The sequence below is a fragment of the Mesorhizobium sp. M1423 genome (assembly GCF_040317575.1).
GTDB lineage: Bacteria > Pseudomonadota > Alphaproteobacteria > Rhizobiales > Rhizobiaceae > Mesorhizobium.
In genome coordinates, this window is sequence record NZ_JAMYKU010000011.1 from 161,957 (window position 1) to 187,228 (window position 25,272).

Here is a 25,272-nt window from a genome sequence, read left to right on the forward strand (position 1 = left end):
ACAAATCGATATGACAACGCGCGGGAGCAGGCAAGGGGCACGCGCCATCCGAATCCGCACTTTGGTGCGATAGACACACATCTGCCTCCGCGCTAGACGGGATCGTGGTTTGTCAGTCCGCTATCCCGGAAAAGTTGGAGCGTGTCGCCGCGGACCCCGCCCGGTCCTTCGGGCCACCCTCCGCTCAAAGGGGAGGGATATCCGCATCACTCGAACACGATGCTCGGCACTGCAGCCTCGGCCGCGCCGCGCTCTTCATTGACGCGGTGCCAGACCTTGGCGGCGATGTCGCGATAGATTTTCGCCTCGGCGCTATCGGGCTTGGAGACCACCACCGGCGTGCCGGCATCGGAGCTTTCGCGGATGCCCATCTCGAGCGGCACTTCGCCGAGGAAGGTGACGCCGAGGCGCTCTGCCTCACGGCGCGCGCCGCCATGGCCGAAGATGTCGTAGCGTTTCCCCGTATCGGGGGCGAGAAAATAGCTCATGTTTTCGACGATGCCCAAAAGCGGCACGTCGACCTTTCTGAACATGTTGAGGCCTTTGCGCGCATCGATCAGGGCCAGGTCCTGTGGCGTCGAGACGATGACGGCGCCGGCCAGCGGCACCTGTTGGGCCATGGTCAGCTGGGCGTCGCCGGTGCCGGGCGGCATGTCGACGACGAGCACGTCGAGCGGTCCCCATTCGACCTCGCGCAGCATTTGCGTCAATGCCGACATCACCATCGGCCCGCGCCAGATCATCGGCGTCTCCTCATCGACGAGGAAGCCCATCGACATGACCTTGAGGCCATAGTTCTGCATCGGCTTCAGGATCTTGCCGTCGACGGTCTGCGGCCGGCCATGAATGTTGAGCAGACGTGGCATGGACGGGCCATAAATATCGGCATCGAGCACGCCGACCCGCAACCCGTTGGCGGCCAGGCCAAGGGCGATATTGACGGCGGTGGTCGACTTGCCGACGCCGCCCTTGCCGGAAGCAACAGCGATGATGGCGTCGATGCCTGGTACGCCGCGCTTGCCATGGCTGTGCGAGGCGGGCGCCTGCGGCGCGGGACGAGCAGGTGCGGCCGGCGGAGCGGGCCTCTGAGCCGGTCTTTGCGGAACCGGCGCCTCCATGCCGCCGCCCTTCTTTTCCGCCGTCAGCGCGACCACGGCGCCGGCGACACCGGGGATCGCCTTGACGACACGCTCGGCGGCCGCACGCAGCGGCTCCATCTCCTGGGCACGGGCGGCGGGAACGGTGATCGAGAAGAACACCTTGGCATCGGCAATGAAAATCTCGGAAACCATGCCGAGGTCGACGATATTGCCGGTGAAATCCGGCCCGTTGACCGTCTTCAGGCGTTCGATGACGATTTCCTTGGTGACGGACATCAGATCTTCCTTATGCAAGCTCGCGCCTGAGATAGTGCAGTTTCCGGAGAGAACCAAGTCGTGGAGCAACAGCCGGCCTGGTGTGCCCCGGAAAACGGACCGACGCTGTCAGATTTGCCTGATCGACGGTCGCCAACCATCCGCTACGACCTATCTGAAGGAGCAGCATGAGCACGACATCAAGGGAAGGAGACGATCATGCTCGCAAACAGCAACGCAACGGCCAATCTCGCAGTGAAGGACCTGGCCAAGGCCAGGGCTTTCTACGAAGGGACGCTCGGCCTGAAAGAGGTGCACAATGAAGGTGGCGAACTGATCGTCTATAAAAGCGGCGATACCAGCATCAACGTGTACCGTTCGAATTTCGCTGGGACCAACAAGGCGACGGCAGTGACCTGGACGGTCGGCGACGAGCTCGGCAAAATCGTTGAGGCGTTGAAATCGAAGGGCGTGGCCTTCGAGCATTACGACATGCCCGGCCTGACGCTGGAGGGTGACGTTCATGTCGGTCAGGGCATGAAGGTCGCATGGTTCAAGGATCCAGACGGCAACATCCTGAACCTTGTGGACAGGTAGATACGGCGTTCACGCACCGCCGCGCAGTGCTGCGGTGCTGTCACCTTGCCAGGCCGACCGCGAGGTAGGTGAGAGCCGCAATCGCCGCGGTTGCTGGCAGGGTGATAATCCAGGCAACCACGATGTTGCCGGCAATGCCCCAGCGAACGGCTGAGACACGGCGGGCGGCGCCGACGCCAATGATGGCGCCGGTGATCGTGTGCGTGGTCGATACGGGAATACCGAGCCAGGTGGCGGCGAACAGGGTGATCGCACCGCCGGTCTCGGCGCAGAAACCCTGCATCGGGTTCAGCCGGGTGATCTTCGAGCCCATCGTGTGGACGATGCGCCAGCCGCCGAGCAACGTGCCCAGCGCCAGCGCCGACTGACAGGTGATGACGACCCACAGCGGCACGTAAAAATTCGCGCCGAGCATGCCTTGCGAATAGAGCAGCACGGCGATGATGCCCATGGTCTTCTGCGCGTCGTTGCCGCCATGGCCGAGCGAATAGAGCGAGGCGGAAAAGAACTGCATGACGCGGAAGGTGCTGTCGACGGCGAACGGCGTCTGCCGCAGGAACAGCCAGGAGACCGCGAGGATCAAGACGAGCGCCAGCAGAAAGCCTGCCGCCGGCGATAGCACGATGGCCGCCGTCGTCTTGCCCAATCCGGCCCAGACGATGGCGCCGGTGCCTGCCTTGGCAACGCCGGCGCCGACCAAACCGCCGATCAGCGCGTGCGAGCTGCTGGACGGAATGCCGACGAGCCAGGTGACGATATTCCAGACGATGGCGCCGACAAGTGCTGCGAAGATCACTGCTGGCGTGACGATGCTGGCGTCGATGATGCCGGTTCCCAGCGTCTCCGCCACGTGGAGACCGAAGAACATGAAGGCGATGAAATTGAAGAAGGCCGCCCAGAACACCGCATAATGCGGCCGCAGCACCCGGGTGGAGACGATAGTGGCGATGGAGTTGGCGGCATCGTGCAGGCCGTTGAGGAAATCGAAGAACAGCGCGACGACGACAAGGCCGACGAGCACCGGAAAGGCTATCGCGGCTTCCACTATACGTTCTCGATGACGATGCCGCTGATTTCGTTGGCGACGTCCTCGAAGCGGTCGACCACCTTTTCCAGCTGGCCGTAGATCTCGCTGCCGATCAGATAGGCCATCGGATCGCTGCGGCCGTGCCGCTTGAACAGGTCCTTCAGGCCCTGTTCGTGCAGGTCGTCGGCCCGGCCTTCGGCGCGCATGACCTCCTCGGCGATGGCGTTGAGGCGCACCGTATGCGCCCCGACCTTGCCGAGCAGTGGGATCGCCTCGGCCACCAACTTGGCGGCCTCGACGATGACGGCCCCCATTTCCTGCATCAGCGGGTCGAATTCCTTCTTTTCGAACAACCTTACCGTCTTGACGGTCTTGTGCATCATGTCGATGGCATCATCCATCGACTGGATCAGGTCCTTGATGTCGCCGCGATCGAAGGGCGTGATGAAGGAGCGGCGCACGGCCAGCAGAACTTCCGCGGTGATCTGATCGGCTTCGTCCTCGAGATCGATGATCGTCTGACACCAGCGGTCGATGTCGTTGCCCTGCAAAAGCTGCTGCAGTGCCTCAGCGCCGCCGACCACAGTGCGGGAATGCCGCTCGAACAGGTCGAAGAAGCGATCTTCGCGCGGCAAAAGCTTGCGGAACCAGCCCAGCATGTTTCGGTCTCCCGTCGTGTCCAGTCCACGACCCCGTCCCATCCACATAGCGCCGCGTTCCATCGCGGGAAACAGTAAGCCGGCTGAAAGATGTGGATGCGGGCGATTTGCACAGGCGGCTTGCGGCCGAAGGCGATTTCCCCGACCTTGCGCGCTAAGATCGGACATAGCGTCCGTGACAGGCTCCCGACGGCATGATCGACAAGCTGGAATTCTTCATAGCACTCGCCAGGGAAGAACATTTCGGCCGCGCGGCGGAGGTGTGCGGCGTCACCCAACCGACGCTTTCGGCCGGCATCAAGCAGCTGGAGGGCCAGCTCGGCGTGATGCTGGTGCTGCGCGGCTCGCGCTTCCAGGGGCTGACGCCGGAAGGCAAGCAGGTGCTGGTGTGGGCGCGCCGCATCGTCGGCGATAGCAGGACCATGCGCGAGGAGATGCGGGCGGCACGCCACGGCCTGTCAGGACGCATCCGCATCGCCGCGATCCCGACGGCCCTCGCCATGGTGGCGCGATTGACGACGCCGTTTCGGGCAAAGCATCCCGGCGTCACCTTCTCGGTGCTGTCGCGGACATCGATCGAGGTGCTGTCGCTGCTCGGCAATTTCGACATCGACGCCGGCATCACCTATCTCGACAACGAGCCGCTCGGACGCGTCACCAGCGTGCCGCTCTACGACGAGCGCTACCAGTTGATCACCGCTGTCGGGAACCCCTATTTCGACCGCGACAAAGTGACATGGGCGGAGCTCTCCCAGCTGCCGCTCTGCCTGCTGACGCCGGACATGCAGAACCGCCGCATCATCGACCAGCACCTGGCCGAAGCCGGCGTGCAGGTGCGGCCGACACTGGAATCCAACTCGATGATCGTGCTGTTCTCGCATATCCGCACCGGCAAATGGTCGTCGATCATGCCGCTTAACCTTGCGGAAACGTTCGGCTTTTCCGAGCCGATCCGGGCTATCCCGATCGTCGAGCCGGATGCCAGCCACACCGTCGGGCTGGTGGCGGCGCCGCGCGAACCGCACACGCCGCTGGTCTCGGCGCTGTTGGACGAGGCAATGGCGCTGGCGGACGATTTCCGCGCCCGCCGCTAGGCTAGACAATGCTGGTGACGGCGAACGATAGAAAATTTCTATCGAGCAACGGATCGGCTTTATTGATTTAGCGGGTTTCCTCTGATTTCCTAAGCACTTAGCGGAAGACAGCCACGACCAGGGAGGGCGCTGCATGACGATGCAGCCTGCAAGTACCGAGATCGCATCGCGCACGGCGGCGATCATCCACGAGCTGAAAGGCCACGAAGGCTCGCTGTTGCCGATCCTGCACGGCATACAGGAAGAGTTCGGCTATGTACCGCAGGACGCGCTGCCGGTGATTGCCGAGGCGCTGAACATCTCCAGGGCCGAGGTGCATGGCGTCGTCACCTTCTATCACGATTACCGCAGCCAGCCCGCCGGCCGCCATGTGCTGAAGCTTTGCCAGGCGGAAGCCTGCCAGTCGATGGGCTCGGATGCGATTGCCGCCAAGCTCAAATCAATGCTGGGCATCGGTTTCCACGAGACAACCCGCGACGGTTCGGTGACGCTGGAGCCGGTCTATTGCCTTGGCCTTTGCGCTTGCTCGCCATCGGCGATGCTGGACGGCGAGGTGATCGGGCGGCTCGACGACGAAAAGCTCAATGAAATCGTTGCCGAGGTGCGCTCATGATCCCGCGTATCTATATTCCCGGCGATTCCGGCGCGCTGGCGCTGGGTGCGGAAAGGGTCGCCAAGGCGGTTCGGGCGGAGTTGGCCGAGCGCGGCATCGAGGCCAAGATCGTGCGCAACGGCTCGCGCGGCGCCTATTTCCTCGAGCCGATGGTCGAAGTGGCGACGGCCAATGGCCGCGTCGCCTATGGGCCGGTGAAGCCATCCGACGTCAAAAGCCTGTTCGACTGCGGCTTCCTCACCGGTGGCCACCACAAGCGCTGGCTGGGCGCGCCGGACAAGATCCCGTTCCTGGCCAGGCAGACGCGGTTGACCTTTGCGCGCTGCGGCGTCACCGATCCGCTGTCGCTCGATCACTACAAGGCGCATGGCGGGCTGAACGGGCTGCAGAACGCGGTGGCGATGACGCCGTCCGACATCGTCAAGCAGGTGACCGAGTCCGGGCTGCGTGGTCGTGGCGGCGCCGGTTTCCCGACCGGCATCAAATGGAAGACGGTCCTCGATACGTCGGCCGACCGCAAATACATCGTCTGCAATGCCGATGAAGGCGATTCCGGCACGTTCGCCGACCGCATGATCATGGAAGGCGACCCGTTCGTGCTGATCGAAGGCATGATGATCGCCGGCATCGCCACGGGCGCGACCAAGGGCTTCATCTATATTCGCTCCGAATATCCGCATGCGGTGGCGGTGATGCAGAAGGCCGTCGAGATCGCCCGCAGGGCCGGCGTGCTCGGCGTCAATGTGCTCGGCTCGCCCAATTCGTTCGACATGGAAGTCCGCGTCGGCGCCGGCGCCTATGTCTGCGGCGAAGAGACCGCCCTGCTCGACAGCCTCGAAGGCAAGCGCGGACAGGTGCGGGCCAAGCCGCCGCTGCCGGCGCATAAGGGCCTGTTCGGCAAGCCGACGGTGATCAACAACGTCATTTCGCTGGCCTCGGTACCGGTGATCATGGACAAGGGTGCCGCCTTCTACAAGGATTTCGGCATGGGCCGTTCGCGCGGCACCATCCCGATCCAGATCGCCGGCAACGTCAAATATGCTGGTCTCTACGAGGCGGCGTTCGGCATGACTCTGGGCGAGATCGTCGACGATATCGGTGGCGGCACGGCAACGGGTCGCCCAGTCAAAGCGGTGCAGGTCGGTGGCCCACTCGGCGCCTATTTCCCGCGCGCCCTGTTCGACACGCCGTTCGACTACGAGGCGTTCGCGGCCAAGGACGGGCTGATCGGCCACGCCGGCATCGTCGTTTTCGACGACAGCGCCGACATGCTGAAGCAGGCGCGCTTCGCCATGGAATTCTGCGCCATCGAGAGCTGCGGCAAGTGCACGCCCTGCCGCATCGGCTCGACGCGCGGCGTCGAGGTGCTGGACCGGCTCGCTGAGAACATCGAACCGGAAAAGCAGATCGCGCTGGTCACCGACCTTTGCAACACGATGAAGTTCGGCTCGCTTTGCGCTCTCGGCGGCTTCACCCCATATCCGGTGATGAGTGCACTCAACCATTTCCCGGACGACTTTCGGCCGACGCCGGTCGCCGAAGCAGCGGAATAGGAGCGGACAGGCATGAACGCGGCATTCGACATCAAATCGCTGGTCCAGGAAATCGACTACGGCACACCCGCCTCCGAAGCGGAACAGCAGGTGACGCTGACCGTCGACGGCAAGCAGGTGACGCTGACCGTCGACGGCAAGCCGGTGACGGTGCCGGCGGGTACCTCGATCATGCGCGCTTCGATGGAAGCGGGCGTCGAAATCCCGAAACTCTGCGCCACCGACATGCTGGACTCGTTCGGCTCCTGCCGGGTCTGCCTCGTCGAGATCGACGGGCGCGGCGGCACGCCGGCTTCGTGCACGACGCCGGTTGGCGAAGGCATGGTCGTGCATACGCAGACCGACCGGCTGAACGCCATTCGTCGCGGCGTGATGGAGCTCTATGTCTCCGACCATCCGGCTGCGTGGGGCGAGACGGCCGGCACCGGCGCCAGCGAGTTCGACAAGGTCGTCAAGTCGGTCGGCCTGACCGAGAACCGCTATGGCGTGGATGGCCGCAACCACGTCGAGCAGGAAAACGGCGTGGCGCCCGGCCATGGCTCGCTGACCATCGACTACATCGCCCGCGATGAATCGAACCCCTATTTCACCTATGATCCGGCGCAATGCATCGTCTGCTCGCGCTGCGTGCGCGCCTGCGAAGAGGTGCAAGGCACGTTCGCGCTGACCATCGAGGGCCGCGGCTTCGAATCCAGGGTCTCGGCCGGCATGCACGAGGCGTTCGTCGATTCCGAATGCGTGTCGTGCGGGGCCTGCGTGCAGGCCTGCCCGACCGATGCGCTGAGGGAAAAGACCGTGCTGGCGAAAGGCCTGCCCGAGCGTTCGACCGTCACCACCTGCGCCTATTGCGGCGTCGGCTGCTCATTCAAGGCCGAGGTCAAGGGCGACGAGGTCATTCGTATGATGCCCTACAAGGCAGGCAAGGCCAACCACGGCCACTCCTGCGTCAAGGGCCGCTTCGCCTATGGCTATGCGACACACAAGGACCGTATCCTGAAGCCGATGATCCGCGAGCGGGTCAGCGATCCGTGGCGCGAAGTGTCGTGGGAAGAGGCGCTCACCCATACCGCGAACGAATTCCGCCGCATCCAGTACCAGTACGGCCGCACGTCGATCGGCGGCATCACCTCGTCGCGCTGCACCAACGAGGAGACCTACCTCGTCCAGAAGCTTGTCCGGCAGGGCTTCCGCAACAACAATGTCGATACCTGCGCCCGCGTCTGCCATTCGCCGACCGGCTATGGCCTGGGCCAGACCTTCGGTACCTCCGCCGGCACGCAGGATTTCGATTCGATCGAGCAGACGGACGTTATCCTGCTGATCGGTGCCAATCCGACCGATGCGCATCCGGTGTTCGCCTCGCGCATGAAAAAACGCATGCGCAGGGGCGCCAAGCTGATCGTGCTCGATCCGCGCCGCACCGACATCGTGCGCTCGGCCCATGTCGAGGCGCAGTTCCATCTGCCGCTGAAGCCGGGCACCAACGTCGCCATGCTGACCGCACTTGCCCATGTCATCGTCACCGAAGGCCTGTTCGACGAGGCGTTCATCCGCGAGCGCTGCGACTGGGACGAGTTCCAGGACTGGGCATCGTTCGTGGCACTGCCGGAAAACAGCCCGGAGGTCGTCGGTCAGCTCGCCAATGTCGATCCCGACGACATACGCGGCGCGGCGCGGCTCTATGCGCGCGGCGGCAACGGCGCGATCTATTACGGCCTCGGCGTGACCGAGCACAGCCAGGGCTCGACCACCGTCATCGCCATTGCCAACCTCGCCATGGCGACCGGCAATATCGGCCGGCCGGGCGTCGGCGTGAATCCGCTGCGCGGCCAGAACAATGTGCAGGGCTCCTGCGACATGGGTTCGTTCCCGCACGAACTTCCCGGCTACCGCCACATTTCGGGCGACGCGGTGCGCGCCATCTATGAGAGCCTGTGGGGCGTCAAGCTCGACGACGAGCCCGGCCTGCGCATCCCCAATATGCTGGACGCGGCCGTCGACGGCTCGTTCAAGGGGCTCTATGTACAGGGCGAGGACATCCTGCAGTCGGACCCCGACACCAAGCATGTCGCCGCGGGTCTCGCCGCGATGGAATGTGTCGTCGTGCACGACCTCTTCCTCAACGAGACGGCCAACTACGCGCATGTGTTCCTGCCCGGCTCGACCTTCCTCGAGAAGGACGGCACCTTCACCAATGCCGAGCGCCGCATCAACATGGTGCGCAAGGTGATGGAGCCGAAATGCGGCTATGCCGACTGGGAGGCGACGCAGGAGCTCGCCAAGGCGCTCGGCCTCGGCTGGAACTACACGCATCCCTCCGAGATCATGGACGAGATCGCCAAGACGACGCCGAGCTTCTCCGGCGTTTCCTTCGACCTTCTCGACCGGGTGGGCTCGGTGCAGTGGCCCTGCAACGAGAAGTCGCCGGAAGGCACGCCGATCATGCATATTGGCGGCTTCGTGCGCGGCAAGGGCAAGTTCATCCGCACCGAATATGTCGCGACCGACGAGAGGACCGGGCCGCGCTTCCCGCTGCTGCTGACCACCGGCCGCATCCTGTCGCAGTATAATGTCGGCGCGCAGACCAGGCGCACCGACAACGTCGTGTGGCACAGCGAGGATCGGCTGGAGATCCATCCGCATGATGCCGAAAATCGCGGCCTGCGCGATGGCGACTGGGTGCGGCTGACCAGCCGCTCGGGCGAGACGACGCTGCGCGCGCTGATCACCGACCGGGTGTCGCCGGGCGTCGTCTATACGACCTTCCACCATCCCGACACCCAGGCCAACGTCATCACCACCGACTTCTCCGACTGGGCGACCAACTGCCCGGAATACAAGGTGACCGCGGTGCAGGTGGGTGCATCCAACGGCCCGTCGGAATGGCAGCGCGACTATGACGAGCAGGCAAAGCAAAGCCGCCGCATCGCCTCCCTGCAAGCAGCGGAGTAGCGTTTTGGCGTCGTGCCGGAGCACCCCCCTCTGGCCTACCGGCCATCTCCCCCTCAAGGGGGGAGATTGGATGTCATCTCGGCTTTCGCCAATCACCAGCGTCGAAGGGTGCCTTACGTCTGAACTGCCAATCTCCCCCCTTGAGGGGGAGATGGCCGGTAGGCCAGAGGGGGGTGCCGCGTGATGCCCAAACGTCGTGCTGTCACCCAGATCAGCCGCCTCGCGCGCCGCGCCGGCGGCACCGCGGCCGCCAACCGCATGGTGCCGGAAGAGACGCCGGTAGCATTCTCCTTTGCCGGCACCACGCATGCGGTGATGATGGCAAGCCCGGCCGATTTCGAGGATTTCGCGCTCGGCTTCTCGCTGACCGAAGGCATCATTGCCTCGCCAGACGAAATCGAAGCCATCGAGGTCGAGGATCACGGCGCCGGCATCGATATCCAGATCCGGCTGAAGGACCAGGCCAACACCCGTTTCGAGGCGCGTCGCAGACGGCTCGCCGGCCCGGTCGGCTGCGGGCTGTGCGGCATCGAATCGATCGAGGAAGCGATGCGCTCGGTCGATCCGGTCGGTGCGTCGAAACTTACACTTCAGGCCGATGACATCGTCCGCTCGGTCAAGCTTTTGTCGAAGGTGCAGCCGCTGCACGCCGAGACCGGCGCGGTCCACGCCGCCGGTTTTTACCTCCCCGGCAAGGGCATCGTCATGGCGCGCGAGGATGTCGGCCGTCACAATGCGCTGGACAAGCTGGCCGGCGCGCTGGCCAAAGCCGGTATCGACGGCAGGTCGGGGGCCGTCGTCGTGACGTCGCGCGTTTCGGTCGAGATGGTGCAGAAGACCGCGGCGATCGGTGCTGCCTTCATCATCGCCGTCTCGGCGCCGACGGCACTTGCCATCCGCACCGCAGACGACGCCGGCATGACGCTGGTGGCGCTGGTGCGCGGCGATGATTTCGATATTTTCACCCATCCTGACCGCGTGGTTTCCGGAGTTGCCAAGCATGTCGCATGACGAAGGCCACCTCATGAGCACCAGCGAAAAGCTGGTTCGCATGGCCAACCAGATCGCTGCCTTTTTCCACTCCAAGCCGCGCGAGCAAGGCATTGCCGGCGTCGCCGAGCACATCAACAAGTTCTGGGAGCCGAGGATGCGCCGGCAATTGTTCGAGATGCTCGACAGCGGCGGCGAAGGCTTCAACGAGCTTGTCGTCGCGGCCGCCCCACACATCAAGCGGCCGGGCGCGCCGGAGGGCGCAGGTTTTAGCGTCGGCGGAGCGAGCACCGAGACTACGGCTGCGTCACAGAAGTAGGCGCCGCGGGCCTACATTCACACCCTCTAAGGTTTCATTTGCCGCAAGTCTCGCGGCTCTGCTATGATCCGGCGATAAGAAATCGTCGGGTCGGGCGGACAAACCTCGTGAGGCCGATCGAAACTCGCTACGCGCTCAGCGGCGACGTGCGGATCGCCTATCAGGTGGTCGGCCAGGGATCGCTCGATCTCGTCTTCGTGCCGGGTTTCATTTCCAATCTCGACCTGCACTGGGAAGACGAAGGCTACAGCCGGCTGTTGGCGTTCCTTGCGGAACACCGCAGTCATACATCGTCTCTTATGCAAGGTGGCGGCAGCCAGGGCAGCGCAAGCCTCCATGACTACGGAGAGGGAAACCCCCTACTCGCTCTCACCCTCCAGCGCCGGCACCGACACCCCGGCAAGCTCCGCCGCCAGCAACCGCGCGGCACCGGCGCGCGCGATCCTCAGCATCAGCGCCTTGCGCGTCGCCGCCGCCATCCGGTGCTCGGGCGCATCGCGCAGGACCTCGGCACCATAGCCGTCGGAGAGAATGAAGCCGCACTCTTCCGGAAAGATCTCCGCGGGCACGCCGGGATGGGTGGCGAAGAAGAAGCGGTCGGAATGCAGCCGGTAGTCCGGCCATTTGCGGTCGACCCTGAAATCCTCGATCGAGGATTTGATCTCGATGATCCAGATATCGCCCTGGCGGGTCAGCGCTACGAGATCGGCGCGGCGCCCGGTGGCCAGCGACAGTTCGGGCAAGACATGCGCGCCCATCTGCTTGAGCAGCCGCTGCACGCCACGCCTGACCAGCATGGCACGCTCCGACTGGCGACCGTCGATCAGCGGGTTAAGGGGTAGAGGTGAGATGATAGGCATGGCCGCACGCCTTTTTTGGGGCGATTATCTGGTTTGACAAACCCAACCAGAACGGGACACCGCCGGTGCAGAACCCTGAAGCGCAAGCGGCCCACCGTGGGTGTTTTCCTACGGGTATTTACTGCCTGCAAGCTGTCTGGCACGACCCTCGGCAGTGGTTGCCTTGCGGGTTAGTGGGCCGCACATTACCCTTTCTCCACCTGGTGTGTTTATATAATAAGCACGCACACAGTATTTATTTGGAGTGTCCGGAAGACAAAGTTCACGCTTGTGGCCTGACCCCGGCTCAACATAGATTCTACAGGTTTTTTTACTCGTGTCATAAGGAACGTTCGCCTGGCTAGTGCATGCCGATGCACTGACGGCAATGGCTATAACGATGGCTATGCGGATCATGTTTTCCCCCAACACAACCGCATTTGAATCATGTTTTGTCGCCGCTGCCAAGGCGGGTTGCCAACCAGATAATCGCCTTTGTGCTGGGGCCAGTGCTGGTCTAGGAGCTCTTGTCTGTCGGATTAAGCCACTCACGCGCCTTCCGGTTTTTCAAATCAAATCGGTATAAGGAACAGGCGAGCACCGCTGGAAGACCAATGCCTCCGACAATAACCAGCGCGATAGGGCCAAACCAGCGGTAGGCTAGAACCCCAACCAAACTGAGGATCATGGCTCCAATGAAACTACTAATAGGCGCGGGCGTCACGGCTGATTTGTAGCGGAGCTTTGGTCAGCGGTCATCCGGGTTTGTCAAATATATAGCCGCCTTCTGGGCGGCGATTATCTGGTTGACAACCCCCTCTAACTAACCGGCATCATGCCCTCCAGAGCAATGATCCTCGTCTTTGCACAGCGTTCGCGGATGGCTTTGAGGCGGCCGTATTCCGGAGAGTCGTACCATGCGAGGAGCGAGGCCATGTCGGGAAATTCGACGATGACAAGGCGATGAGGCTCCCAATCGCCTTCCAGCACTTTGGTGGCTCCGCCACGAGCGATGTACCTTCCCCCGTAGCGGGCTTCGGTTGCAGGCACGTCCCGGCGGTATTCCTCGAAAACGGCGGCGTCGGTTATGTCGACATCGGCAATGAGATATGCGGCCATTGACCTTACTCCCCTTGGGAAAGGCAATTGAAACAGGTCTATTAGCGGTCCCGCAACTAAGCCAGCGGAACTACGCCTCGGAAACGACTCGCGTTCTCCCGGATTGGGGCGCTTAACTGTCTTGGTGGGGGCAGCTCTGGGAGGAGACGAACCATGCCGATGTATCTCACGCGATTCAGCTACAGGCCCGAAACCTGGGCGCGCTTGATGGATAATCCGGAGGACAGACGCGAGGCTGCCCGTTCCTACATCGAGTCGGTCGGCGGAAAGCTGCACGGGTTCTGGTATGCCTTCGGAGAGTACGATGGCTGGAACCTATGGGAGGCGCCGGACAACGTGTCCATGGCCTCTGTCATGCTCGCCATCGGTGCGGGAGGCGCGCTCAGCTCGTACGAGACCACCGTCCTGTTAAGTGTCGAAGAGACGATGGACGCGCTTGGGAAAGCGAAGTCGATCCGGTATCGCCCACCGGGATCATGACGGCCGCCCGTGCTTTGCGGAGTGTCGAAGGCTGGTAACGCTTGCTCTCGGACGGCGCACGTTCCTAAACTTTTGCGCAAAAGAGTCCGCTGCACCCTCTTGGCAGCGCCGGCAGCTTGCGCTTTCAATGTCGGCCACGGGATTTTTACGAGGAGCATTAGATGACGGACGATGACGGACGTAAATCGGCGACACCGGAGGAAATCCGCTCGGCCGTTAGAGGATGGGCGGTGCTTGGGGCAATCATCGTTGCCGTGTTTGGTGCCGCCTACGTCATGATCGATAGTTGAATGGCCGACGATCCTGGTCGCCCCGATGGACTGCCTGAAAAGATCGGCACGGTCCTTGGTGCATTGGTGGTGATCGGCACGTTCGGGCTTCTGGCCTGGACCGTGCTTCGCGGCGTTCTTTATTGAACCCGGCCTATTGAACCAGGCTTGTCAGGATTATCTCCTGCAGCGGCCGCGTCTCAGGCCGGATCAGGCCGATCTCCTCGTAGTAACGGATGGTCTTGGCCGGCAGGCCAGAGCGCCGGGCAGCGTCACCGACATTCATGGTGATTTCCCCGTCTCGGGGTTCTTGTTCTTGGCCCATTGATTTTGCAGCATAATCCTGCGGGGGCTGTTGCCGAAATGCCATAGTCGCAGGTTTACCAGCACGCAAGCCCAAGGATATAGGCATCGCCCGCTTGGCAAGCAAAGCAAATGCCAGCATGAATGAAGATGAAAAAAGCGGCCGACTCGAGCCGCTGTTGTTTGGGCAGGCATCGGACCTTTTCATGCGCATGAAGTCACTTGCAATCGTCGCGGCCCTGGCGCTGTCGACGGCTGTCGCCGGTTGCAGCACCATCGGCTCGCAGATCTTCACCAACAACTATGGCGCGGTGACCGATGCCGGCTATCATCTGCCGCGCATCCCGATCGAAAAGGTGCCGTTCAAATACCGCCGGCAGATCGTCGACTACGACACCAGGGAAAAGCCGGGCACCATCATCGTCGATACGCAGAACAAGTTCCTCTATTTCGTCATGGGCGACGGCGAAGCGATGCGCTACGGCATCGGCGTCGGCCGTGAAGGTTTCGAATGGCACGGCACCGCCCGTATCGCACTAAAGCGCGAATGGCCGACCTGGACGCCGCCTTCGCAGATGATCAGGCGACAGCCGGAGCTGGCCAAGTTTGCCGGCGGCATGGAGCCGGGGTTGAAGAACCCGCTCGGCGCGCGCGCCATGTACCTGTTCAACAAGGGCGGCGATATGGGCTACCGCCTGCATGGCAGCCCGGAATGGAATTCCATCGGCAAGGCGATGTCGTCGGGCTGCATCCGGCTGATGAACCAGGACATTATCGACCTCTACGACCGCACCTCGGTCGGCGCCAAGGTCATTGTGCTGTAAGACCATGATCCCGAAAAGCGGGACCCGGTTTTCGGACAAGATCATGGTCAAACAAGAAGAGCTTTATACGCGGACCGTCTAGGCAACAACACAGACGTCGCAAACAGAAAACCGGGCACTTTGGCCCGGTTTTTTGTTGTCTATCGACGTTGACGATGGAACGGCGCGTCAGGAGACCTGTTCGACGTGCTGCACTTCCGGCACAAAGTGCCGGAGCAGGTTCTGGATGCCGTGCTTCAGCGTCGCCGTCGACGACGGGCAGCCGGCGCAGGCGCCTTTCATGTGCAGGAACACGGTGCCGTTCTCGAAGCCGCGGAAGGTGATGTCGCCGCCGTCCTGGGCCACCGCCGGGCGCACCCGCGTGTCGAGCAGCTCCTTGATGGTGACGACCAGCTCCTCGTCGGCCTTGTCGTAGAATTCGCCGGTCTGGCTGGTCTCGGCGGCGGGGCCGGCCTTGGCCATCACCGGGGCGCCGGACATGAAATGCTCCATGATGGCGCCGAGGATAGCCGGCTTCAGATGCTGCCAGTCGGGACCGTCCTTGGTCACGGTGATGAAATCATAGCCGAAGAAGACGCCGGTGACGCCGGGGATCTCGAACAGACGGCCGGCCAGCGGCGAAGCCGTCGCGGCGCTGTCGGCATCACGGAAATCGGCGGTGCCTTCTTGCAGCACTTCCTTGCCGGGCAGGAATTTCAGCGTCGCCGGGTTTGGCGTCGACTCGGTCTGGATGAACATGGCCATCTCCGTGCCCGTTTCGGGCAGCTAGTTTGGAATAATTCTAATTAGGCTTTATCCGCCCGACATTCAAGCGAAAGGCATCGCGGGGAACGGCTGGCTGGTGGAATGTTTTGCTAGCTCGCTGAAACAATTGGAGATGTGTTGAGATTCAGGTCAGGCCGAGCCGAAAATGATGGTTTCCGAGAACCGGAGCGGAGCGTACTTTTGGTACGTGAGCACCGGAAGCGCAGGAAGCCGCCATTTGTAGGCCGGCCTCACCTGAATATCGGCACATCTCAGGCGAGGCTGTCGATCTCCTCGTCCGACAGGTTCTGCGGCACCACAGTCACTGGAATCGGAAAGGCGGCGCCCTTGCCGGCAACCGCGCCGACCAGCGGCCCAGGCCCTTCCTTGCCAGCGCCTGCCGCCAGCACCAGGATGGCGATGTCCTGGTCTTCCTCGATCAGCTTGTGGATCTCTTCCGTCGGCTTGCCTTCGCGCACCACCAGTTCCGGCTCGATGCCGAGCTTCTGGCGCACCTTGTTGGCGTAGCTGTCGAGCGCGGCGCGCGCCGTGGCGGTCGCCTCCTCGCGCATGATCTTCTCGACGCCCAGCCAGTGCTGGAAATCATCCGGCTCGATGACATAGAGCAGCACCAACACGCCGCCCGTGCTTTGCGCCCGCTTCGAGGCGTAGGCGACGGCGCGCTCGCATTCCGGCGTGTCGTCGATGATCGCCAGGAACTTGCGGCGATGACCGGCTTCGCGGCTGAGGCGTTTGGAGACCATATTCACCCTGCTCGATGGTTTCGGCCGCAATCTGCCACCGCCACAGCCCGCCCGCAAGCGACCGGCGGCTGTGGCGATATTGGTGCAGCTTAAAGCGCGTCGCGTTCGACCAGCCTCATGCGACGCGCTTCAGGTTCTTGTTTTATGCATGTCGTTATCGCAAAACCGCTGCACACTTTTGCGCGACATAAATTAGCCTTGCAGCAGGCCGATAATGTCGCGCACGGTCTTCATCGTCGCTTCGGCCAATGTGCCGGCACGCTCGCCGCCATCCCGCAGCACCGCGTCGACATAGGCGCGGTCGCCGGAGATGCGGCGCATCTCGCCGGCGATCGGCGCCAGCTTTTCCACCGCGAGATCGGCCAGCGCCGGCTTGAACACCGAAAACTGCTGGCCGCCGAATTCCTTCAGCACCGCCTCTTTCGATATTTCGGCGAGGCCGGCATAGATGCCGACGAGGTTTTCCGCTTCCGGCCGGCCGGCAAGCCCGTCCAGTTCGCCGGGCAAAGCCTCCGGGTCCGTCTTGGCCTTGCGGATCTTCTTCGAGATGGCGTCGGCATCGTCAGTCAGGTTGATGCGCGACAGGTCCGACGGGTCGGACTTCGACATCTTTTTCGAACCGTCGCGCAGCGACATGATGCGCGCCGCCGGGCCGCCGATGACCGGCTCGGTCAGCGGGAAATAGCCGTTCACCGTCTCTTCGCCGACCTGCATCTCGACGCCGACGCCAAGCGCCGCGATACGGTCCGAAAAGTCGTTGTTGAATTTCTGCGCAATATCGCGGGTCAGCTCCAGATGCTGCTTCTGGTCGTCGCCGACCGGCACATGGGTGGCGCGGTAGACGAGGATATCGGCGGCCATCAGGGAGGGATAGGCGAGCAGGCCGAGCGAGGCGTTCTCGCGGTCCTTGCCGGCCTTGTCCTTGAACTGCGTCATGCGGTTCATCCAGCCGATGCGCGCCACGCAGTTGAAGATCCAGGCAAGCTCGGCGTGCTGCATCACCCGCGACTGGTTGAAGACGATGTGCTTGGTCGGATCGATGCCGGAGGCGAGAAACGCCGCGGTGATCGAACGCGTCTGGTCCTGAAGATCCTCATAGACGAGCTGCGCGGTCAGCGAATGCAGGTCGACGACGCAATAGATGCAGTCGGAGGTGTCCTGCAGGGCGACGAATTTCTTGATGGCGCCGAGATAATTGCCGAGGTGCAGATTGCCGGTTGGCTGGACACCGGAAAAGACGAGTGGCTTGAAGGCGAGCTGGTTGAGGTCGGGCATGGTGTTTCCCTGGCTTGTGGAGGGCCGTTTCGCGCGCGGCGAAAGTCTTGCGACGGCGCGCTTATGGACGAGAGCGAGAAGACGATCAAGAGGGGTGTTGGCTAGGCCGCGCAGGGCTTTGACCGTGGCCGAGCAAGACGCCACAGAAGGCTGTTTGAAGGGGATGGCGCCGACCAGAATCAAAAACCCACCTTGCGGCGGGGTCGTCGGTGCGAATCAGCACCATACGCAAATCAGTAGCATAGCTGCCGGCACAAAGCAAGAACAAAATTGGCGCTGACGAATTTTCCGCCTCACGAATCCGGAGATTGCTCGTTGACCGGCTGGGAGCCCTTCCGCCCGATATTGCGTCGGATCATGCCGAAATCGGCACCCCCGGTGGCAAACGCAGTGACGAAGTAAAGCAGCGCCCCGCCAGCGACGAGCGCAAGCAGCGTTACCGCCTTGATCACCAGCGGCGAGCCCGAGCCGAGACTTGCGGCGAACCAGTGCTCGGCAAAATAGAGCGCCGCCGCCATCACCGCCGCCGACAGCACCAGCCGCGGGATGCGTTTCATGAGCGGCACGTCGCGGCCCCAGTGGCCGCGCCGGATCAGCACGGCCAGCAGCATCGCTGCATTGACCCAGCCGGCGACGGCGGAGGCAACGGCAATGCCGGGCGCGCCCATCGTCGGAAACAGCGTCAGTGCCGTCGTAATGTTAACCGCCACCGAGATGGCGGCGAAAATCATCGGCGTGCGCGTGTCCTCGCGGGCGAAATAGCCTGGGGTGAAGGCCTTGATCAGCACGAAGGCCGGCAGACCGAGGCCGAAGATCGCCAGGATTGCCGCGACCGTCGGCGTCGAATTGTTGGCGGCGAAGGCGCCGCGCTCATAGACCAGCCGCACGATCGGCTCGGACATGACCAGCAGGGCGGCCGCCGCCGGCAAGGTCATGAACAGGGTGAACTCGACCGAGCGGTTCTGCAGATTGGCCGCCTCGACCAGATTGCCTGACTTCAGCGCCCGCGACAGTTCCGGCAAAAGCACGATGGCGACGGCGACGCCGACAACGCCCAGCGGCAGCTGGTAAACGCGGTCGGCATAGGCCAGCGACGACACCGCGCTGTCCTGCGCCGACGCGATCGCCGTGCCAATCAGCTGGTTGATCTGGGTGATGCCGCCGGTGATCGCCGCCGGCAGTGCCAGGATCAGCAGCCGCTTGACGCTGGGCGTCATCTTCGGCCGGCGGAAGCCGATCGAAATGCCGGCATGGCGCACCGCCGCCCAGACGATCGCCAGCTGCACCAAGCCGGCCGCCAGTACGCCCCAGGCCAGCCCGAAACCGACGGTGCGGGCGTCCGAACCCTTGTACCAGGCATAGGCAAGCACGGCGATGAGGATGATGTTGAGGAACACCGGCGCCACCGCGGCGGCGAAATAGCGGCGCAGCGAATTCAGCATGCCGGCCATCATGGCGCCGAGCGACATGCAGATCAGGTAAGGGAACATGACGGTCGCCAGTGCCACCGTCATCTCGAATTTTCCGGGCGTGTCGGCAAAGCCCGGCGCCACCAGGTAGCGCACGATCAGCGGCATCGCCAGTTCCATGGCGATGGTCAGCGCCAGAAGCGCGGTGAACAAGACGCCGAACACCTCTTCGGAAAAACGCTTGGCGCCGTCGGTGCCGTGCGTCTCGATCTCTTTGGCGAACAGCGGCACGAAGGCGGCGTTGAAGGCGCCTTCGGCGAACAGCCGGCGAAAGGTGTTGGGAAACTGGAAGGCGGCGTTGAAGGCGTCGGCGATCGGCCCGGTGCCGAGTGCGGCAGCCATCAGCATCTCGCGGCCAAAGCCGAGGGCGCGGCTCATCAGCGTGCCGGAAGCGACCGTGGCGAATTTCTTGACAAGGCTCATGCGCTTGAAGACTGCCTGTGGGATTGGGGCAAATGGAAGGTAACAGTCACTCGGCGGCCGTTTTGGTCTTGCCGCGCTCGGACGCCGTGCCCTCGAGCACCGCGATCAGCCTGTTGCGGATGGTCGCCGTACGCGACGGGCTGTCGATCTTCTGGCCGGTGAGATCGGTGACGTAGAACGTGTCGATGACCTTTTCGCCGAAGGTGGTGATGTGGGCCGAGGCGATGTCGAGCGACAGGTCCGACAACATGCCGGTGATCTCCGACAGAAGGCCCGGCCTGTCCAGTCCTTCGACCTCGATCACCGAGAACCGGTTCGACAGGGTGTTGCGGATCTCGGCGCGTGGCGGGATGCGGAAGACCTTGGCGCCGCGCCGTGGCTTGGTGCGCTTCTCGATCATTTCGGGCAGCCAGCTCTTGCCCGACAGCACGTCCTCGATCAGCCGGCCGACGCGCTCGGCACGGCGACGCTCGTCCTCGTCGCGGTCGAACTCCCTCGAGATCAGGATGGTGTCGAGCGCGCGGCCGTCCGAAGTGGTGAATATCTGCGCGTCGACGATGTTGCCGCCGGCCGCAGCACAGGCGCCGGCAATCACCGAGAGCAGGCGCGGATGGTCCTGCGCCAGCACCGTGATCTCGGTCACCGCCTCGAACTGGTGGGTCTTGACCATGGTGGCGAGCTTCTTGCCGGCGTGATCGGCCTCGCGGATGAATTCGGCATGGCGCAGCTGGTCGGGAAGATCGACCGCCAGCAGATAGTTCTCGTAGTGCTGGCCGACATAACGCTTGCGGGCCTTTTCCGGCCAGTCGGCAAGTGCCTCGGCCAGTTGTTCGCGCGCCGCCGCCGTCCGCTTGGCGCGCGACACCTCCGAAAACCCGCCGGTCAACAAAAGCTCGGTCTCGTAGTAGAGCGTACGCAGCAGCTGGCCTTTCCAACCGTTCCAGACCCCCGGCCCGACGCCACGGATATCGCAGACGGTAAGCACCAAAAGCATCTTCAGCCGTTCGACCGACTGCACGATGGCGGCAAAATCCTCGATCGTCTTGCGGTCGTTGAGATCGCGGGTCTGCGCCGTCATCGACATGACGAGGTGGTTCTCGACCAGCCAGGCGACCGTTTCGGTGTCGGCCGGCGAGAGCCCCATATGCGGGCAGATGCGCCGCGCGATTCTGGCGCCGGCTTGCGAATGGTCCTCAGGCCTGCCCTTGGCGATGTCGTGCAGCAGCACGGCGACATAGAGCGCCTCGCGGCTCTTCTTCAGCCCCGGCATCAGCGCGTGGGAAAGCGGATGCACCTTTTCGCCGTCGCCGCGCTCGATCTCGGCCAGCACGCCGATGCAGCGGATCAAATGCTCGTCCACGGTGTAGTGGTGATACATCGAGAACTGCATCATGGCGACGATCTTGCCGAAGTCCGGGATCAGCTTGGCAAGCAGTCCGGCCTCGTTCATTCGCCGCAGATTGAGCTCGGCGTTGCGGTCCGAGGTCAAGATGTCGAGGAACAGCCGGTTGGCCTCCTCGTCGCGCCTGAGCGCCTTGCCGACGAGGCCGAGAGAGCGGGTCAAAAGCTTCAGCGCATCGGGGTGGAATTCCAGGCCGTGCTTGTCGGCAAACCAGAACAGCCTGAGCAGGTTGACCGGATCGCGCTCGAACACCTCGTCGTCGGCAATGTTGATGCGGTGGTTGTCGACGATGAAATCGGCCGTGCCGGCGAGCTTGCGCTTGCGCCGCGAGAAGGTGAGGAAGATGCGGTTGAAGCCCGGCACATGCTTGGCCTGCTCCTCCTCGAGCGCGGCGCAGAAAATGCGGGTCAGGTCGCCGACATCCTTGGCGACGAGGAAGTAGTGCTTCATGAAGCGTTCGACCGCCGACAGGCCGGGATGGGTGGTGTAGCCGAGCCGCTCAGCGATGTCGCGCTGGATGTCGAAATGCAGCCGCTCCTCCGCCTTGCCGGTGAGGAAATGCATGTGGCAGCGTACCGCCCACAGGAAGTCCTCGGCCTTCTGAAATTCCCTGTATTCGGCGTCGGTAAAGACGCCCTTGTCGACCAGTTCCTCGCCGGTGCGCACCCGGTAGAAATATTTGGCGATCCAGAACAGCGTCTGCAGGTCGCGCAGGCCGCCCTTGCCGTCCTTGACGTTGGGCTCGACCAGATAGCGGCTCTCGCCGGCCTTGGCGTGGCGCTCGTCGCGTTCGGCGAGCTTGGCCTGGACATATTCGGGGCCGGTGGTGCGCACCACCTCGTGGTCGAAGCGCTGCAGAAGCTCGTCATAGAGTTTTCGCTCGCCCCACAGGAAGCGCGCCTCCAGGATCGAGGTGCGGATGGTGATGTCGGTGCGCGACAGCCTGAGGCACTCGTCGATGTTGCGCGTCGCGTGACCGACCTTCAGCCCGAGGTCCCACAGCATGTAGAGCATATATTCGACGATCTGCTCGCCCCACGGCGTCTGCTTGTAGGGCAGCAGGAACAGGAGATCGATGTCGGACCCCGGCGCCAGCGTGCCGCGGCCATAGCCGCCGACGGCAACGACGGCCATGCGCTCGGCCGACGACGGGTTTTTGACGCGATAGACGTGGGTGGCGGCGAAATCGTAGAGCGCGCGGATGATCTCATCCATCAGATGCGACAGCCGGGCGGCGCAGGCAGTGCCGCTGCCATCGTCCATCAGCATGCGTTCGGCGACCGTGCGGCCGTCGGCGAGCCGGCTTTTGAGAAGCTTGAGAACGCCGCTGCGCGCGGCCTTGCCGGAGCCGTCGCCTGCCGTGGCCGCGGTCAGTTCGGTCATCTCGCGGCGCAAGGCTTCGCCGTCGATCAGTTCCTCGAGCTTCAGGGATATTCTTGCCATAAATGCCGTTCGGCCTCGCCGTTTCGGCGGCGTCTATAGCGCGTTTTCGCGGCGCTGGGTATGGGGCGGACGGACGCGTTCTCCGCGGCCGCCGACGGGACGATCGTCTCGTGCCCGCAGCCGGTTCGGTTTGGGCCTGGCCGCGAAAAATCGAAAATCGGCCCTTGACCTTCCAGTTACTGGAAGCACTACCTCCGCTGCAACATCGAAATACAGGGGCTTTCGGCATGACGCATTCCGACCACGATCATCACAGCCATGGCTGCTGCTGCTCGGCAAAGAGCGCCTCGCCTGCCGCGGACGCTGTCGTCCGGGATCCGGTCTGCGGCATGACCGTCGATCCGGCCGCTGGCAAGCCGACCGCCGGGCATGACGGCCATCGCTATCATTTCTGCAGCGAAAGCTGCCGTTCGAAATTCGTCGCCGAACCCCAGAAATATCTGACCGCAACCGATCCCGTCTGCGGCATGAGCGTCGATCGCGCCACGGCCAAGCACTTTTTGCGCCACGAGGGCCAAGGCTTCTATTTCTGCTCCGCCGGCTGCAAGGCGAAGTTCGAGGCCGAGCCGGCAAAATATCTCGGCGACAAGCCGGCGCCGCAGGCGATGCCCAAGGGCACGCAATACACCTGCCCGATGCATCCCGAAATCATCCGCGACAAGCCCGGCTCCTGCCCGATCTGCGGCATGGCGCTGGAGCCGATGGGCGTGCTGACCGGCGACGAGGGGCCTAACCCCGAACTGGTCGATTTCACCAGGCGCTTCTGGGTGAGCGCGGTGCTGTCCGTGCCGTTGCTGGTCATCGCCATGGCGCCGATGCTCGGCCTGACGTTTCAGGCCTTCATCGACGACCGCGCGAAGGTCTGGCTGGAACTGGCGCTGGCCAGCCCCGTGGTGCTGTCGGCGGCATTCCCGTTCTTCCACCGCGGCTGGGATTCGATGCTCAACCGCAGCCCCAATATGTGGACGCTGATTTCGCTCGGCGTCGGTGCCGCCTATCTCTACAGCGTCGTCGCCACACTGTTTCCAGGCCTCTTTCCGCACCAGTTCCGCGGCCATGACGGCACCGTGCCGGTCTATTTCGAGGCGGCGGCGGTAATCGTCGCGCTGGTGTTCCTCGGCCAGGTGCTGGAATTGCGTGCCCGCGAGAAAACCGGCTCGGCGATCCGTGCGCTGCTCGACCTGGCGCCGAAGACGGCGCGGCTGATCGGCGCGGACGGTTCCGAAAACGACGTGCCGCTCGATATTGTCAAGGCCGGCGACCGCCTGCGCATCCGCCCAGGTGACGCTGTACCGGTCGACGGCATTGTGCTTGAAGGGCGCTCTTCCGTCGACGAATCGATGATCACGGGCGAGCCGCTGCCGGTCGAAAAGACCGAAGGCGACAACCTCACCGGCGGCACGCTCAACAAGAATGGCTCACTGATCATGCGCGCCGAAAAGATCGGCGCCGAGACGACACTGGCGCGCATCGTCGAACTGGTCGCCAAGGCGCAGCGGTCGCGCGCGCCGATCCAGGGGTTGGCCGACCGCGTCTCGTTCTACTTCGTCCCGGCCGTTGTTCTCGTTGCGATCATTGCGTTTGTAGCCTGGGCGATCGTCGGACCGGAACCCAGCCTGGTGTTTGCCATCGTCTCGGCGGTCTCGGTTCTGATCATCGCCTGTCCGTGTGCACTCGGCCTTGCGACGCCAATGTCGATCATGACCGCCACCGGGCGCGGCGCGCATGCCGGCGTGCTGATCAAGGAAGCGGCGGCGCTCGAGCGCTTTGCCTCGGTCGATACGCTGATCGTCGACAAGACGGGAACGCTGACCGAAGGCCGGCCGCGACTGACCGACGTCGTTGCCGTCGAAGGCATGGCGCAAGACGAGTTGCTGGCGCTCGCCGCCGGGCTGGAAAAAGGCTCGGAGCATCCGCTGGCCGAGGCGATCGTTGACGGCGCCCGCGGACGCGGGGTGAAGGTCCCCGACGCGAGCGGTTTCGAGGCTGTCACCGGCAAGGGTGTTTCCGGCACGGTTTCGGGACAGAAGGTGGCGCTTGGCAATGCCGCGATGATGGCCGATCTCGGCATCGATACGGCTTCGGTCCTGGCCAGTGCCGAGGCGCTGCAGTCCGACGGCAAGACCGCGATGTTCGTCGCTGTCGCAGGCAAGCTCGCCGGCCTCGTCGCCGTCGCCGACCCGATCAAGGCGACCACCGCCGAGGCGATCAAGGCGCTGCATGACAGCGGGCTGAAGATCGTCATGGCGACCGGCGACAATGAGCGCACCGCCAAGGCCATCGCCGCCAAGCTCGGCATCGACGCGGTGCATGCCGGGCTTTTGCCCGAACAGAAGAACGCGCTGGTCGAGGAGTTGCGCGCCGGCGGTGCCGGCGTCGCCATGGCCGGCGATGGCGTCAACGATGCGCCGGCACTTGCCGCCGCCGATGTCGGCATCGCCATGGGCACCGGCGCCGATGTTGCGGTCGAAAGTGCGGGGATTACGCTGGTCAAGGGCGATCTCAACGGTATCGTCAGGGCCAGGACGCTGGCCCGCGCGACGATCCGCAACATCCGCCAGAACCTGTTTTTCGCTTTTCTCTACAATGTGCTTGGCGTGCCGGTGGCTGCCGGCGTGCTTTATCCGCTCACCGGCACGCTGTTGTCGCCGATGATTGCGGCGGCGGCGATGAGCCTGTCTTCGGTTTCGGTCATCGCCAACGCATTGCGGCTCAGGACATTGAAACTCTGAGTAAAACTTCCAGATACACCCTGTTCA

The 25,272-nt window shown here is 63.4% G+C and carries 23 protein-coding genes and 1 pseudogene; 12 read left to right on the forward strand and 12 right to left on the reverse strand.

All coding sequences use genetic code 11. The annotated features are described in order from the left end of the window. Positions 1-206: 206 nt before the first annotated feature. Positions 207-1,379: an Mrp/NBP35 family ATP-binding protein gene (locus NKG95_RS16290; RefSeq protein WP_352483316.1), complete on the reverse strand. Its 1,173-nt coding sequence runs from the start codon at positions 1,377-1,379 to the stop codon at positions 207-209. Positions 1,380-1,574: 195 nt separating this feature from the next. Here NKG95_RS16290 and NKG95_RS16295 point away from each other — a divergent pair, with 195 nt between their 5' ends. Then, entirely contained in the window at positions 1,575-1,952 is a 378-nt protein-coding gene (locus tag NKG95_RS16295; RefSeq protein WP_352493735.1) for a VOC family protein, read from the forward strand. Positions 1,953-1,992: 40 nt separating this feature from the next. On the opposite strand, the gene NKG95_RS16300 is transcribed toward NKG95_RS16295, so the two are convergent. Both NKG95_RS16300 and NKG95_RS16305 read right to left on the reverse strand, forming a co-directional pair. Then, positions 1,993-2,997, reverse strand: a complete 1,005-nt coding sequence (locus NKG95_RS16300; RefSeq protein WP_353041489.1) for an inorganic phosphate transporter — start codon at positions 2,995-2,997, stop codon at positions 1,993-1,995. Beyond that, on the reverse strand, positions 2,997-3,638 hold the full coding sequence (locus tag NKG95_RS16305; RefSeq protein ID WP_023717896.1) for a DUF47 domain-containing protein: 642 nt from the start codon (positions 3,636-3,638) through the stop codon (positions 2,997-2,999). The genes NKG95_RS16300 and NKG95_RS16305 overlap by 1 nt, the downstream gene beginning before the upstream one ends. A gap of 194 nt (positions 3,639-3,832) precedes the next feature. Here NKG95_RS16305 and NKG95_RS16310 point away from each other — a divergent pair, with 194 nt between their 5' ends. The 6 genes from NKG95_RS16310 to NKG95_RS16335 all read left to right on the forward strand — a co-directional run bounded on the left by NKG95_RS16310 (position 3,833) and on the right by NKG95_RS16335 (position 11,159). Further along, positions 3,833-4,732, forward strand: a complete 900-nt coding sequence (locus NKG95_RS16310) for a LysR family transcriptional regulator (protein WP_023717897.1) — start codon at positions 3,833-3,835, stop codon at positions 4,730-4,732. A 133-nt stretch (positions 4,733-4,865) separates the two neighbouring features. Beyond that, complete coding sequence (locus tag NKG95_RS16315; protein WP_353041491.1) at positions 4,866-5,345, forward strand: formate dehydrogenase subunit gamma; 480 nt, start codon at positions 4,866-4,868, stop codon at positions 5,343-5,345. After that, positions 5,342-6,898, forward strand: a complete 1,557-nt coding sequence (locus NKG95_RS16320) for a formate dehydrogenase beta subunit (protein ID WP_353041493.1) — start codon at positions 5,342-5,344, stop codon at positions 6,896-6,898. The genes NKG95_RS16315 and NKG95_RS16320 overlap by 4 nt, the downstream gene beginning before the upstream one ends. A 12-nt stretch (positions 6,899-6,910) precedes the next feature. Further along, complete coding sequence (gene fdhF, locus NKG95_RS16325) at positions 6,911-9,850, forward strand: formate dehydrogenase subunit alpha (protein WP_353041495.1); 2,940 nt, start codon at positions 6,911-6,913, stop codon at positions 9,848-9,850. 183 nt (positions 9,851-10,033) lie between these two features. Further along, positions 10,034-10,861: a formate dehydrogenase accessory sulfurtransferase FdhD gene (gene fdhD, locus NKG95_RS16330; protein ID WP_023717901.1), complete on the forward strand. Its 828-nt coding sequence runs from the start codon at positions 10,034-10,036 to the stop codon at positions 10,859-10,861. After that, entirely contained in the window at positions 10,851-11,159 is a 309-nt protein-coding gene (locus NKG95_RS16335; RefSeq protein ID WP_352483304.1) for a formate dehydrogenase subunit delta, read from the forward strand. Before fdhD ends, NKG95_RS16335 begins: the two co-directional genes overlap by 11 nt. A gap of 26 nt (positions 11,160-11,185) precedes the next feature. Here NKG95_RS16335 and NKG95_RS16340 read toward each other — a convergent pair whose 3' ends face one another. The 3 genes from NKG95_RS16340 to NKG95_RS16350 form a co-directional block, all read right to left on the reverse strand. Then, positions 11,186-11,446, reverse strand: coding sequence for a hypothetical protein (locus NKG95_RS16340; RefSeq protein ID WP_198030469.1), 261 nt, complete (start codon positions 11,444-11,446; stop codon positions 11,186-11,188). A 72-nt stretch (positions 11,447-11,518) separates the two neighbouring features. Next, positions 11,519-12,019, reverse strand: coding sequence for an MmcB family DNA repair protein (locus tag NKG95_RS16345; protein ID WP_352908634.1), 501 nt, complete (start codon positions 12,017-12,019; stop codon positions 11,519-11,521). Positions 12,020-12,817: 798 nt separating this feature from the next. Next, entirely contained in the window at positions 12,818-13,117 is a 300-nt protein-coding gene (locus NKG95_RS16350) for a DUF1330 domain-containing protein (protein ID WP_023717905.1), read from the reverse strand. Positions 13,118-13,270: 153 nt separating this feature from the next. Between NKG95_RS16350 and NKG95_RS16355 the strand changes: the two genes are divergently transcribed. The 3 genes from NKG95_RS16355 (at position 13,271) to NKG95_RS16365 (ending at position 14,013) form a co-directional block, all read left to right on the forward strand. Continuing rightward, complete coding sequence (locus tag NKG95_RS16355) at positions 13,271-13,597, forward strand: GYD domain-containing protein (protein ID WP_023717906.1); 327 nt, start codon at positions 13,271-13,273, stop codon at positions 13,595-13,597. A 161-nt stretch (positions 13,598-13,758) separates the two neighbouring features. After that, the gene (locus NKG95_RS16360; protein ID WP_352483307.1) at positions 13,759-13,887 is read left to right on the forward strand and encodes a hypothetical protein; all 129 of its coding nucleotides are present in this window, start codon (positions 13,759-13,761) and stop codon (positions 13,885-13,887) included. After that, complete coding sequence (locus NKG95_RS16365; protein WP_352467528.1) at positions 13,888-14,013, forward strand: hypothetical protein; 126 nt, start codon at positions 13,888-13,890, stop codon at positions 14,011-14,013. Positions 14,014-14,068: 55 nt separating this feature from the next. Here the strand turns inward: NKG95_RS16365 and NKG95_RS16370 are convergent. Beyond that, a pseudogene (locus tag NKG95_RS16370) lies at positions 14,069-14,152 on the reverse strand (MerR family DNA-binding transcriptional regulator); the annotation flags it as partial. Between the two features lie 223 nt (positions 14,153-14,375). On the opposite strand from NKG95_RS16370, the gene NKG95_RS16375 reads away from it, so the two are divergent. Next, a complete protein-coding gene (locus tag NKG95_RS16375) occupies positions 14,376-14,993 on the forward strand; it encodes a L,D-transpeptidase (protein ID WP_023717909.1) in 618 nt (205 codons plus the stop codon). A gap of 168 nt (positions 14,994-15,161) precedes the next feature. Here NKG95_RS16375 and NKG95_RS16380 read toward each other — a convergent pair whose 3' ends face one another. The 5 genes from NKG95_RS16380 to NKG95_RS16400 form a co-directional block, all read right to left on the reverse strand. Next, positions 15,162-15,731, reverse strand: coding sequence for a NifU family protein (locus NKG95_RS16380; RefSeq protein ID WP_023676386.1), 570 nt, complete (start codon positions 15,729-15,731; stop codon positions 15,162-15,164). Positions 15,732-16,009: 278 nt separating this feature from the next. After that, positions 16,010-16,501 carry a universal stress protein gene (locus NKG95_RS16385; RefSeq protein WP_023717912.1) on the reverse strand — a complete coding sequence of 164 codons (492 nt, stop codon included), beginning with the start codon at positions 16,499-16,501 and terminating at the stop codon, positions 16,010-16,012. Positions 16,502-16,693: 192 nt separating this feature from the next. Further along, positions 16,694-17,776 carry a tryptophan--tRNA ligase gene (gene trpS / locus NKG95_RS16390; protein ID WP_352483309.1) on the reverse strand — a complete coding sequence of 361 codons (1,083 nt, stop codon included), beginning with the start codon at positions 17,774-17,776 and terminating at the stop codon, positions 16,694-16,696. Between the two features lie 293 nt (positions 17,777-18,069). Next, positions 18,070-19,668 (reverse strand): murein biosynthesis integral membrane protein MurJ, encoded by a 1,599-nt coding sequence (gene murJ, locus NKG95_RS16395; RefSeq protein ID WP_353041497.1) that lies wholly within the window; start codon positions 19,666-19,668, stop codon positions 18,070-18,072. A 46-nt stretch (positions 19,669-19,714) separates the two neighbouring features. Beyond that, positions 19,715-22,513, reverse strand: coding sequence for a [protein-PII] uridylyltransferase (locus NKG95_RS16400; RefSeq protein WP_353041499.1), 2,799 nt, complete (start codon positions 22,511-22,513; stop codon positions 19,715-19,717). 227 nt (positions 22,514-22,740) lie between these two features. Between NKG95_RS16400 and NKG95_RS16405 the strand changes: the two genes are divergently transcribed. Beyond that, entirely contained in the window at positions 22,741-25,245 is a 2,505-nt protein-coding gene (locus tag NKG95_RS16405) for a heavy metal translocating P-type ATPase (RefSeq protein ID WP_353041501.1), read from the forward strand. Positions 25,246-25,272: the final 27 nt, after the last annotated feature.